This window comes from Pacificibacter marinus, from assembly GCF_900109555.1.
Lineage (GTDB): Bacteria > Pseudomonadota > Alphaproteobacteria > Rhodobacterales > Rhodobacteraceae > Celeribacter > Celeribacter marinus_C.
On record NZ_FNZV01000026.1, the window covers coordinates 1 to 11,606 of the forward strand.

At 47.9% G+C, this 11,606-nt stretch carries 11 protein-coding genes, 1 tRNA gene and 1 rRNA gene; 4 read left to right on the top strand and 9 right to left on the bottom strand.

The features are described 5' to 3' along the window. Positions 1-46 precede the first annotated feature (46 nt). The 3 genes from rrf to BM025_RS18350 all read left to right on the top strand — a co-directional run bounded on the left by rrf (position 47) and on the right by BM025_RS18350 (position 1,734). Positions 47-161, top strand: a 5S ribosomal RNA gene (gene rrf, locus BM025_RS18340). 121 nt (positions 162-282) lie between these two features. Next, positions 283-359, top strand: a tRNA-Met gene (locus BM025_RS18345). 238 nt (positions 360-597) lie between these two features. Beyond that, positions 598-1,734, top strand: a complete 1,137-nt coding sequence (locus BM025_RS18350; protein ID WP_139204606.1) for a hypothetical protein — start codon at positions 598-600, stop codon at positions 1,732-1,734. A 23-nt stretch (positions 1,735-1,757) separates the two neighbouring features. Here the strand turns inward: BM025_RS18350 and BM025_RS18355 are convergent, their stop codons facing one another. The 9 genes from BM025_RS18355 to BM025_RS18395 form a co-directional block, all read right to left on the bottom strand. Continuing rightward, complete coding sequence (locus tag BM025_RS18355) at positions 1,758-2,834, bottom strand: sugar-transfer associated ATP-grasp domain-containing protein (RefSeq protein WP_170842238.1); 1,077 nt, start codon at positions 2,832-2,834, stop codon at positions 1,758-1,760. Then, positions 2,824-3,705, bottom strand: coding sequence for a polysaccharide pyruvyl transferase family protein (locus tag BM025_RS18360; protein WP_085850849.1), 882 nt, complete (start codon positions 3,703-3,705; stop codon positions 2,824-2,826). Before BM025_RS18360 ends, BM025_RS18355 begins: the two co-directional genes overlap by 11 nt. Before the next feature lie 157 nt (positions 3,706-3,862). Beyond that, positions 3,863-4,645 (bottom strand): glycosyltransferase family 25 protein, encoded by a 783-nt coding sequence (locus BM025_RS18365; RefSeq protein WP_085850850.1) that lies wholly within the window; start codon positions 4,643-4,645, stop codon positions 3,863-3,865. A gap of 59 nt (positions 4,646-4,704) precedes the next feature. Continuing rightward, complete coding sequence (locus BM025_RS18370) at positions 4,705-4,968, bottom strand: hypothetical protein (protein ID WP_085850851.1); 264 nt, start codon at positions 4,966-4,968, stop codon at positions 4,705-4,707. Positions 4,969-5,153: 185 nt separating this feature from the next. Beyond that, positions 5,154-5,387 (bottom strand): hypothetical protein, encoded by a 234-nt coding sequence (locus tag BM025_RS18375; protein WP_085850852.1) that lies wholly within the window; start codon positions 5,385-5,387, stop codon positions 5,154-5,156. Positions 5,388-5,515: 128 nt separating this feature from the next. Then, a complete protein-coding gene (locus tag BM025_RS18380) occupies positions 5,516-5,761 on the bottom strand; it encodes a helix-turn-helix transcriptional regulator (RefSeq protein WP_139204607.1) in 246 nt (81 codons plus the stop codon). Positions 5,762-5,863: 102 nt separating this feature from the next. Continuing rightward, positions 5,864-6,577 (bottom strand): hypothetical protein, encoded by a 714-nt coding sequence (locus BM025_RS18385; protein ID WP_085850853.1) that lies wholly within the window; start codon positions 6,575-6,577, stop codon positions 5,864-5,866. Between the two features lie 176 nt (positions 6,578-6,753). Then, the gene (locus BM025_RS18390; protein ID WP_085850854.1) at positions 6,754-7,941 is read right to left on the bottom strand and encodes a site-specific integrase; all 1,188 of its coding nucleotides are present in this window, start codon (positions 7,939-7,941) and stop codon (positions 6,754-6,756) included. Between the two features lie 505 nt (positions 7,942-8,446). After that, on the bottom strand, positions 8,447-10,120 hold the full coding sequence (locus tag BM025_RS18395; protein ID WP_170842239.1) for an NACHT domain-containing protein: 1,674 nt from the start codon (positions 10,118-10,120) through the stop codon (positions 8,447-8,449). Positions 10,121-10,187: 67 nt separating this feature from the next. Between BM025_RS18395 and BM025_RS18400 the strand changes: the two genes are divergently transcribed. Then, positions 10,188-11,530 (top strand): IS3 family transposase gene (locus tag BM025_RS18400; protein WP_090875375.1). Its coding sequence is split into 2 segments (ribosomal slippage): positions 10,188-10,515 and positions 10,515-11,530, totalling 1,344 coding nucleotides; the frame shifts between segments, so codons are not numbered across the junction. Positions 11,531-11,606: the final 76 nt, after the last annotated feature.

The following is an 11,606-nucleotide window of genomic DNA, read 5'->3' on the forward strand; positions in this document are numbered from 1 at the left end:
CTTAGACTTGGACACTCCTAGGAGTGAAACAGAGGTTCTTATTCGGTTTGGTGGTCACAGCGCTAGTGAAACACCCGATCCCATCCCGAACTCGGCCGTTAAGCACGGTTGCGCCGATGGTACTGCGTCTTAAGACGTGGGAGAGTAGGTCACCGCCAAACCTAATAAGAACCTCTAATGGTCCCCTTCAGCCGGGACCAATTTAATCTCTCTAAACGATCAATCAAAAAACGATAACTCTTGTGATAAATTGCCAAATTGGCCCTACCACAAGCATAATGTCGCGGGATGGAGCAGCCCGGTAGCTCGTCAGGCTCATAACCTGAAGGTCGTAGGTTCAAATCCTACTCCCGCAACCAACTTTTATACATACAATACAACACCTTACGCCCCGCTCTCGCGGGGCTTTTTGCGTTCGAAATTCCGCCACTGGAAGCACTCTGGAAGCAACAGAACACGTTTCAAGGGTGTGGCGTTTTAGTGACTCTATGTGGATTGCCTACCCCGTGAGAATATATTTTACGCAAGCGGATCGTATTTTATAGGCTGCAGCGTTATTTAGGGCATCACTAGATATTTCCGACGAAAGTGAAACCTATGTCCATTAATTATTGGAAATATTGTCGAACGCAGAAGTTAAAAGGCCATTATGATGCGCAATGCATACCGGCCGATGCAGGAATTAGAATTGAAGCTGGGCCATTTAGCCACTCGTTTCGTGTAGTTGGTGAGGCTTGGAAACAATCACAGCTAAATGACTTCGCGGCCTATTCACTCGCCGCGCTTTCTATGTCAAATGGCGTTGGGTTTAACCTCCTTGCTCCTGTGAGCGAAAGTGTTACTAAGCAGATTAAAGCTTTGACTGACATCTACCAATTTTGGGCGATCCGGAAAACTGCTCCGCTTCGCATGGAATTTCCGCTTTGTGCGGATGCGACCCCCACAAAGACGCAACGCGATGGTGGCATTATTTGCTTAAGTGGGGGGGTCGACTCTACTTATGCAGCAATTAGTGAAAGCAAGAGGGGCTCTGTTTCGCATGGTTTGTTGATTGCGGGGGCAGATTATTCTCATGCAGATACTCAAGGCTTTAAGGAGCTGACCACACGGGTTGGCCAAATTGCAGACAAGCTTGATTTGAAACTTAGCATTATCGAAACGGACATCCGCAAGCATCGTTTGAATTGGGATATGATGCATGGCTTTACCTTAGCGGCTTGTCTGCAGCTTATGAGTGCAAAGCATGATCACGGTTACATCGCTTTGGACTATGCTGGCTATCAGGAGATTTTTGCCCATCCTTGGGGCAATAATTCTATATTGCCACATTACTTCTCGACAACGGGCTTCCCAATAGCGGGAGTTGGGAAAAGCAAACGACGTGTTGATAAGCTTGCCGCTATCGCTGAATTCGATACATCGCTTCTTAGTAACCTGTCTGTCTGTTTTTCCGAAACGAGTACCGGTGGAAATTGTGGGAGATGTGTGAAATGTGTTTTCTCACGAATTTTGTTCACAGCATTAGATCTAGATGAAAGAAGTGCATTCTTATCAACACCTTCTCTTGAAGATGCTGTCGATAAGATGTCTGTCCCCAAAACATATATGGGCTTGCGTGGGCGCTATTTAAGGGTTGTGGAAACGCGTCAATCTCTTCCCAAAGGTCCGTTGCACGATAAAGTATCTAATTACGAAGAGGCGTTACGTCGCGCGTACATTAAAAAACGTAATTAGACATGAATGCTAGATTGTGGCGGTTAGAGGCCCTTGCCATCTGTGAAGCGCAAGATCAATTCACGCATTTTGGGGCGCTTCATAAATGGACCCATAATAGCCTGATCAGTTGTTACACTCGGTCTACGGTTTGCTTCTATGAGTACAGGACCATCTGATGTGATCGCAATGTCCCAACCAACAACGGGATTTGGTAAGATGTTGGAGGCTTTTTTCACTAACGCTACAATGTCATCATAAAATGGTAGGGTAATATCTCCAAACATCACTCCTGTGTCTGGGTGCCGTTTCATTGTGTCGCCGCCATGGTTGATTGTTGTATAGCCAAACACATCAAGCTTACCTGTCTCAAGGTCCAAAAAGTTCATAATGCCGCCACTTTCTGCATTGTCGACTTCCGCAGTTCCTCTACCTAGACGAAGGAACCCGGCTGCAATGTGAGTGACGTTTTGCACATCACGTACTGTCGTTAAGCGAAGTGTATTCAAGCACTTGGGATTAATTTCATTCAATATAGGATGCTGCTGGACGTAGTCCTGAAATAGATAATCCGTGTCCCCTAATTTGGCCAATACTTCATCAGCGCCCATATTGGGGTGAAGACGAAAAGCTCCCTCTCCGCCAGAACCACGTATTGGCTTTGCGAAAACTCCAGACGGTTTCTGTGCGCATAATTTGGAAAGAGCCTTTTTAGTTTGGCCTTTTTGAAACTTTATGCTTACACCGTTTGTAGTGATCTGAAATTCACTATTTTTATATGTCCCAAGTTTATTTGGTAAACGTATTTCAGACCCAGTTAGCGTTTCATGAAATTGCAATTTATCGTCAAAAATATCGATTAATTCACGGATAGCAATGCTGTCGGTAAATTCGCACCAAGTGTTCGTAGGAATATATCCCTGAAAATTCGTTATGGATTTGCGAAAAAGTCGAAATAATATGTAATCAGACTTTGGGCATCCTGCTGGAAGAGCAGAGGAATTCATTTCCCATAAAATACGTGGCCAAGCTTTATGGTTTGGGTGCTTGGAAATAAACTCGATGCGTTGCCGATAGCGGTCAACCCGGCTTTTTATCCATGCTGTCTTGCTATGTATCACCAGAGGCCCCTTTTTTCTTTTTAAGATTCTTAAACCTATAAACAAAGGAATGCTGGTCCGGAGAAATGCCGGCAAGTTGATCATAGTTGCGCTCGAATATAACATTTGGATAGTTGGGCTTCATAGATGCCTCGAAGACCATTTCATTCTTGAAATAATCATTCGGAAAGAAATGCACTCTTCGCCCAAGAAGTGCCGCACCGATGCATACGTGAAGGCGGTTTGTATAAATCGTTTCATATCGAGATATCTCTCTTAGAAACCGCTTCACAGGTGTATGTGCGCGGCCCTCTTTTGAAATGTCACGGTTTCTGAGGGGAATAAAAGTATGCTTGGGCCGCTCGCCGTCTTCACGCATAAATGCCCCGACTTTGCGGGTCGAGGAGGTGTTGTTTGGGTTTATAAAAAATGCCATGTCATGACAAAAACGCGCCTCACTAACATTGTTTAGGCTTTGGCCTTTATCGCGTGCGTAATAGATAGAATCTTCTGGAAATCCGTCAGACATGCCTTTGGGATAGCTGGCCGGTAGAAAGACATTCGAAGAAAATTCTAGTGCCAATTGGCGTAGAAATGGAAGGCGATTATAGCGTGGATCGTAGGAGCCTCCTCCGTTGAATACCGCCACAGGATCGGAATGGGAGAGACGCTCTTTCACTTGTTGTAGAGAGACTTTTCCTTTTTTAACGTCAAACACCTTAACCATGTAGTAGCGAAACCCATAGTTGTTTAAGAAAGCCTCTGCACCTTCGCGGATAAGGCTATCGCCCCAGTTTCCATGGTTAAGGAATAGTACAACTGGGCGGCCATTACACACGTTGTGCAGCGCATTTGCCAGGGCATCGAAACAGGGCTTCATTTCAGGCTTCATATCGATACCTTCCTACGTTTTGTCGATTGTGCTCTGAACGATGCTTGTTCAATCTGAGGCACCGATCTTGGTGCAGATGATAGACGTTCGCGCGAGACGTGGTTTACTAAAGTTTTGAACACTCAATATAGGTGTAAACCTTAATGGCAGTTATGACCTATTCGAGTGATTTTTCGTATGCTCTACACGACTTCTGGGCTGTTCTATTGTTACGTAGGCTTCTGAGCTGCTTACGTATGAAATAGTTCGTAGCCCTCGTACCTCTGGTTGCTTTACTGTGTTGTGAAATAAAATCAATTTGGCTTTCGGCGTCGGTATGCGTCACGGGCGGATTGAGAAAGCATAATCCATTGTCATTTTCTATACACCAATCTTTCAAAAATTGATCAACAGGGGAATGTATGGGGTGGCATGCTGCTCGAAATTTTTCTGCGCCTTGTCTCGTCCACAAAATTGCAGTTGTTCGCACTGGAAAAAAATGAGCCCTGCAAAGATCAAAATTACCGTTGGTTACAGCAATTGTATGAAGCTGATTGTAGCTTTTCTTGGGTTCATTACACAGATTGACGATATCGTAGCCAGATTCTTTATGTGAGTTTAGGAATTCGATTAATTCTTGCAAAACGGAGTTGAAGTCACAATCCAGTTTTATGTCGTCCTCTAAGACGAGGCCGTATTCCATATCTGTTTTGAGGAACAAATCTACTGCATTTACATGGCTCAGGTAGCATCCAATTTCCCCACCTGACAAAGAACGCCCGAAGTGCTTATAAGCTAGCGCTTCGTTATATTGGCCTTTTTGTTGACGGGTCAACTTGCTTCCGTCAACCGCTGTAATGCGCTCGTATTGAAGTCCAGCGCGGTTGATTTTAGTTTCGGCAGACAAAAGCCGCTCGGTAGCGCGGTCCAAATTGATCAGGTATGTTGCTAAGTTGCTCATAATCGTATTTCTATAAATAGATACATTCAGGGCGCGTATGTAAAAGTATTAACCATTCTCTAGGTGCAAACCCTCAGGAAATGTGTATTCGCACTCAGGCAAATCTTCAACGTCATGTTTGCGTCACGGTGCTTTATTTCTGACGACCAGCCGCCTTGCGTGACTGACAGGTGAACATCACCAAAATGCAGATCAATGTCATGGCCAAACTCTTTGGCATGGGCTTTCGCAAGCGCCAGCTCTTTGCGTAGTTCCGGCGTGATTTCTGTTTGTACGGTAAATCTCAAACCATCAAAGCCACTGTGTAGTATTTGAGCGTCCATTTGCGCTGTCTTTCGCTTTTGTAGTCGTGGAGGGGGGTGTTACATGACCCCCCTTTGCCTATCGGCTAATTGTTGCGGTTTGATTTGTGGGAACCGGATGAAGCGGGCTGCGCTTTGTGCCTCCGGCGGGGCAGCTTTGGTTTTGGGGCCGGGCAAAGCTGCCCGGCTTGGTCTTATTGGATGATTTAGGCGTGCTGTGTGGCATCTTTGGTCATTTGGCGTGCGATCCAAATCTCTGCACGTTCGGCGCATTTGGACGCGTTCAACAGATCGCCTTGCGCAAAGCTTGGCGTTGATTGCCAGTCGCCTTGTCCATTCTTGTAAGAGCGGGACAGATCGACAGAATAAAAGCCGTCATTGTTCCAAATGGTGGCCGTGATAAGGCCAAGTTTGACTTTGTGTGCGGGTAGTTTCGACATAATAGGTACCTGATTTTGTGATGTGTGATGTGTGAGGGTTGGACGCGAGAACCTTTTGCCTCGCGCCCATGAGAGCCGTCCGGCCCCAAAAACCCGCATGGCGCTGCCAGCCCCAATGCGGGCAAAACTTATGCGCTGTATTGGCTGGTGTTGCCGTGGCGACGGGCAGTGGCCCATTCCAAAAGATCGCAGCGACGATAGCGCACAGATCGACCTGATTTGTAGAACATTGGGCCAAACCCTGTGACGCGCCATTTCTGTATGGTGCGCACGCTCTGGCAAAGAAAGTCAGCGGCTTTCTTCTCGTCAATAAAGCCTTCGAGATAGTCCGTGGCCGGGCGATTGTTGTCGTTTGCAGCTTGTATCGTTTGCATCTGTCTAATCCTTGGTTGCGTTCAGATGCTATTGATTTGGACTATGTCGAATTCTCCAAAAATATCTCTAAATAGAAAACCAATTTATAGAATTTGAGAAACTTATAAGCCTCTGAAAAGAGGTGAAAAATATCTGTAAAAAGTTTTGTCAGAAATGCTGGCTGGTGGCACGGGAAGGTCGGGTTTGTTCAACTCCAGCCATGCGCGCACCTTCGGGTAGTGTGAACTCTGGGAGGCTTGCGGGTCAATCTGCCCCGTTTTGTGCAGGGCGTTGAAGGCCTCTTTGATTGCAGCGCCTACGCCGGGGCGTCCAGCGGGGTTGGTTGGCGTCTTGTCTACGTTGCCACGTTCTAGGATTTCGTTACGGATGCGGTTTGTTGTGAGGCGCACGTCTACGAACTCTAAGCCCCGAAAGCTGAGTGTGCTGGCTTCCCAATCACATGTCCCGGCCCAAGCTGGTTTAGGTATGGTAACGGGCGCTGAGGATAAAGAGCGGGGCAGCTCATACCCAAAGCTGTGGATATGTCCGCTCGATACGTAAGATAGGATATTGGCTTGCAAGGTGTGTTCTAGCGTGCGCCTTGCGTTGGTTAGCTTGCTAAAACTAGAAAGCGCGTGTGCGACCTTCGCGGACATGTCGCCGTCAGTTTTGGCCGCTTCGATTGCATCCTGTTTTATCAGGTCCGTTCCCGATTGCTGGTGCAACTCTTGCCATTGGGCTTTTAGGTCAGGCTGTGCGTAAGTGAGCCATGCTTTAGATAACGCTACGCCCGAACGGTGTAGCCGCTCCAATTGGCCTTTGGTGATCTCTGTCATGTTTCCCCCGTATCGGTTCGTATCGTTACGTAGGGAATGCAAAGGCCCATAGCGGTACGTAGCGTTACGTTAGAAATGTAAAACCCAAACTGCCCCATAACCATACGTATTTATATAGTTACATAGAGCGGCCAAATCCCTAGGTAGATACATAGGGATGGCCGCACTGTGTCATGTTACCTTATTACCCTTAATGGGACTGCGGCTTGAGGTCCACCTGAGACAAAAGCACTCAAACGATTTGCGTTTTCTTCGGCGGCGCGTTTGACGGGATCGTCAGCCAAATGCGCGTAACGCATCGTTGTTTGAATTTGCGTATGGCCTAAAAGCCGTCCGACCATTTGAATTGGCATGCCAGAGGAAACCGCATTGGACGCATAGGTGTGGCGCAGATCGTGAATGCGCACATCGTCCAAACCTGCCCGCGCACGGATACGCCGCCACGGGTGTTGTAGATCGGTGATGTGAGAGCCGTCCAGCTTGCCTTCGATCACGTAAGGATTACCGGGGGTGCGGGGCAGGGCAGAGAGCACCGCACGCGCCGCCGCTGGCAACGGAATACGCCGCGCCCCGGTCTTGGTGTCTGGCAGTTCCATTCCGGCGTCAGTGATAAAACCCCATTGCAGCGTTTGTATCTCTTTCAAGCGGCATCCGGTTAAGATCAACAGCCGAAAGGCTGCAACCACATGCGGGCGCTCTGAGCCGTCTTGTTCGACAGCCTGCAGCACCTCTCCCAGCCGTTGCAGTTCGTGCTGGCCTAAATAGCGTTCCCGCTTTTCTTCGCGGTATTTGGGCACATGGCGGCACGGGTTTGACCCTTCCAAGCGCAACCCCCAAATCTCGGCCATGTTAAACATCTTGGACAGCACTTGCAGCGTGCGGTTTGCCTGATAGGGCGTGCTGCGGGATTTGTGGTGCAAGGCGGCAATGTCTTTGCGCTCCACATCAATCACTTTGAAGCTGCCAATTTCTGGCTTGATAAACAGATCAAGCGCCCGGCGGTATTCTTTTTGTGTCGTGGGTTTGCAGCGTTCCTCGGCATGCTCTCGAAAGAACCGATCACAAAGCGCCGATACGGTTGGGGCACGCCGCTCCAGCGCGATTTCTTCGGCGGGGTTCTCGCCCATGGCAACTTGGCCCATGACGTCTTTTGCCAAGCGCCGCGCTTCATCCACAGTGATTTTGCCATGACGCCCCAATGAGACCCGCCGCGTGCGCCCGCCTTTGCGATACTGTGCCTGATAGGTCTTGGCCCCGGATGGCATGACGCGCACGCCAAAGCCTGCGATCTGGCTGTCCCAAACAAAGAAATCTGTCGTTTCAGCTTTAAGGGCATCAATGGCGCGTTTGGTCAATTTAGGCATCTGGGTCTCTCTTTCCTGCAATCTCGTGGAAGCGCCATGGAAGCACTGTGGAAGCAACTGGAAGCGATCCACGGGGTAAGAGATAGGAGCCAAGAGTTTGGCGCGTCAATTTAAAAACAACAAAAACAATAAGATAGGGTAGAGGGGCGCAGCGCGGCGTATTCCGTGCGAGTTGGTAGGGACTGCCTCATAACCTGAAGGTCGTAGGTTCAAATCCTACTCCCGCAACCAAAAATTACACATATACTACAGTGACATAGCGCCCTCGAGGCGCTTTTTTGCGTTTAGCGCCTAAATGCGCGGTGCTACACTGGTGCTACTTTTTAGAACGCGTGCGTGAATCAATTGCCAACCGCAAGTATGAGCGGCATGGACCATGACTCACCCCCTTGTCCCTGTTTTTTATTGGGGGTGTTTTATTGTGTTGGCGGTGGCCATTGAGGCCCCTAGTTCAGATCACTCCATGCATTGCGGTAGAGTAATAGCGAATGATTATTCAATTCGGCTAGCGATGTGCCCTTAATTTTCCTGAGAGTGAACTGGATCGTTTAGATGTAGTCCTTTCTAATCGTACCTCTAGCTCCGCAAGGCTGTCTTTTACCCGCTTTGCAAATTTCCCTGCACCGAGTTGGATAAGTTTATTACGATTGTGCGCGCGAAGAGGAATATTTGTGCGAGGAGAGCCAGCGTTCTGTTCTGTCGTATTGAAAATATCTAGTATTACTTCTTTATTTGGGGTGTCTTCTTTATATGAATGTGGCCTTAGATCAGAATGATTTTTGAGCAGATACCAATAGACTTGGAGATTCAGGCCTCGTGGTTCGTATTCCCTTTCCTCGTGTGACACGGAGTAAGTCACATAAAATGGTGGCAAATCATCTTCGTCATGGCGTTGTTTCTTGCCACAAGAACTATTGGCAAAAAACTTATTCATAATAAGATCCGGTTTTTGTTCTGGATCGATTTTTGCGAATTGTCGATTGAGTTTCCGCACCCTTGGAAGAAGAAAACTTGTTTCAAAATACCCGCGATCCATATCAATAACCATGTCGATCACATCATCGACTTTCAGAAATTCCTTCAGCTTTTCCTCAAGGGTAAACTCTCGGTCGGATACGACAAATTTTGCGTAGAAGTATTCCTGAAATGATCGATGAACGAACTCGAAATAATCTCCATCCTTCTGAAGGATGGAAATGGATTTTGTTAGATCTTGTAATAAGTTATTTGGATCAACCTCGAAGCCTAGGTCGGCCAGAGCATCCCCTATAGTGTTTAGGATTTCCTCGTGCTTGAAGGAAAATTTTCGATCCAAATACGATAAGACGCAGAAGTGCCTTAGGGCGGTCTCTAATTCGGCGTAGTCCATGCCAGAATGAAATTGACGGCGATATCGGCTCTTTGAAACGTCATGTTCTCGTAGCAAAACTTGAAAGCATTTTTCAAAGAAGACGTGGCGTCGTGCAGGAATTTCTCCATACTCATCGTATGTCAGGAGCATCATTGCTGCTAGCAACGGATTTGAAACAAACTCTTCATGTTCTTCAAATAGGCTCTCTCGCAATGCTTCAAGGAATTCCGTTTTCTTAATGTCATCAAAGTGAATTTTTCCAATATATTCAAGGCACTGTGTCTTGTTAAAAGGCAGCAGATGGGCTGTGGTGAACCCTTCCCAAGCATAAAACTCCTCGGAAGGTCGACTGGTAAGCACTACGGGGCACTTAGGGTATTTTCTCGAAATATCACAGATTTCATCCGAGATTTCGGATTTCAGGTCAATTGAAGTTTCGTCAAGTGCATCGATAATTAGATAGAAGCTACCTCGACGTAATCCAAATTCAAATTGTTGTTTAGTAAAGCCCGTTGCATAGTTTTGAACGGATTCAAAAATTTGTTCTTTGAGTGATTTTTTATTAACTGAATTCAAGCTTCTTAACTCAAAAAATATTGGATAATAAGTATAGCCGTCTTCTATAGATTTGCGAAAAAGGTACTTTAAAAAAACAGATTTTCCGCTGCCGGCTAACCCTGTAACAACCGTTCGTTGAAGGTTGGCACCGATCAATTCTGTCAGTTCTTGTGCAGAGAGTGTGTTTCGATCAATTTTAAAGTTTGGCGGGACATAAACGTCCGTTAAAGGAGTTGGACTGTCTCGCCTTATGTCTGACGTCAGCGCCAATGGGTCCAAATAGAGTTATTTACTAAGAGAGTGTTTGTTGTTCATCATAGCCACTGAGGAGTGGACGATGAGACAGACAACGAAGAGCCCCGGCGAGAAGATCGTCAAAGACATCAAGCGCGCCACGCGCAAACACTATTCATCTGAAGAGAAGATCAGGATCGTGCTGGACGGGCTGCGTGGCGAGGACAGCATTGCTGAACTGTGCCGACGTGAGGGCATCTCCCAAGGCATCTATTATAAATGGTCCAAGGACTTCATGGAAGCTGGCAAGAAGCGGCTTGCTGGTGATACGGCACGTGCCGCGAACACTGACGAAGTGAAGGATCTGCGCCGTGAAGCGCGTGATCTGAAGGAAGTTGTGGCGGAACAAACGCTCGAACTCCGCTTGCTTAAAAAAAGCATGTTCGACGGTGGGGGCGACCACGAATGAGATACCCTGCATATGAGAAGTTAGAAATCATCCGCCTGGTCGAAGAGAGCCACCTGTCGGCGCGTCTAACGCTGGCCAAATTGGGCATCCCCCGCACCACGTTCTATCGTTGGTACGATCGGTACCTGCAGCGCGGCGAGGCCGGGTTGCAGGATCAATCCCCTAAGCCAAAGCACGTCTGGAACCGCATTCCCGACGAAGTGCGTCGCAAGATGGTCAAACTGGCGTTGAAAGAGACGGAGTTGTCACCGCGAGAGCTGGCGGTGACCTTCACTGACAAAGAAAGTTATTTTGTATCAGAGGCTTCGACGTATCGGATCCTCAAGGCGCATGATCTGATCACCAGCCCAGCTTTCATTGTCATCAAAGCGGCCAGCGAGTTCAAAGACAAAACCACAGCGATCAATCAGCTCTGGCAGACAGACTTTACCTACATCAAAGTTCTGGGATGGGGCTGGTTCTATCTCAGCACCGTCCTCGACGATTACAGCCGCTACATCGTCTCCTGGAAGCTTTGCACCAACATGCGGGCTGAAGACGTAACGGACACGCTTGACCTCGCATTGCGAGCATCCGGCTGCGACCAAGTTCACGTCGTCCACAAGCCACGGTTACTCAGCGACAATGGCTCCAGCTACGTCTCTGGCGACCTAGCAGAATGGCTACAGGACAAAGGTATGAAGCATTCTCGCGGAGCCCCCTATCATCCGCAAACTCAGGGCAAGATCGAGCGTTGGCACCAGACTCTGAAAAACCGCATCTTGCTGGAGAACTATTTTTTGCCCGGTGACCTCGAAGCACAGATCGAAGCCTTCGTCGACCACTACAATCATGAGCGCTATCACGAGAGCCTCAACAACGTCACACCCGCCGATGTTTACTTCGGACGCGACAAAGCCATTCTACAACAAAGGGAAAGGATCAAACGAAAGACGCTCGAAACGCGACGCTTGCATCACAGACAACGTGCCGCATAATGCAACCAACCAGATGAGCCGAACTCTCTCTTAGTTTAAGCCGCCTTTGGTGCCAAAAACCCTGACGACGGACAGA

Bases quoted from the DNA above. Each gene is read 5' to 3' on its own strand.
- BM025_RS18350 (WP_139204606.1), top strand. From the start codon at position 598: ATGTCCATTAATTATTGGAAATATTGTCGAACGCAGAAGTTAAAAGGC.
- BM025_RS18360 (WP_085850849.1), bottom strand. From the start codon at position 3,705: ATGAAGCCTGAAATGAAGCCCTGTTTCGATGCCCTGGCAAATGCGCTG.
- BM025_RS18365 (WP_085850850.1), bottom strand. From the start codon at position 4,645: ATGAGCAACTTAGCAACATACCTGATCAATTTGGACCGCGCTACCGAG.
- BM025_RS18370 (WP_085850851.1), bottom strand. From the start codon at position 4,968: ATGGACGCTCAAATACTACACAGTGGCTTTGATGGTTTGAGATTTACC.
- BM025_RS18375 (WP_085850852.1), bottom strand. From the start codon at position 5,387: ATGTCGAAACTACCCGCACACAAAGTCAAACTTGGCCTTATCACGGCC.
- BM025_RS18380 (WP_139204607.1), bottom strand. From the start codon at position 5,761: ATGCAAACGATACAAGCTGCAAACGACAACAATCGCCCGGCCACGGAC.
- BM025_RS18385 (WP_085850853.1), bottom strand. From the start codon at position 6,577: ATGACAGAGATCACCAAAGGCCAATTGGAGCGGCTACACCGTTCGGGC.
- BM025_RS18390 (WP_085850854.1), bottom strand. From the start codon at position 7,941: ATGCCTAAATTGACCAAACGCGCCATTGATGCCCTTAAAGCTGAAACG.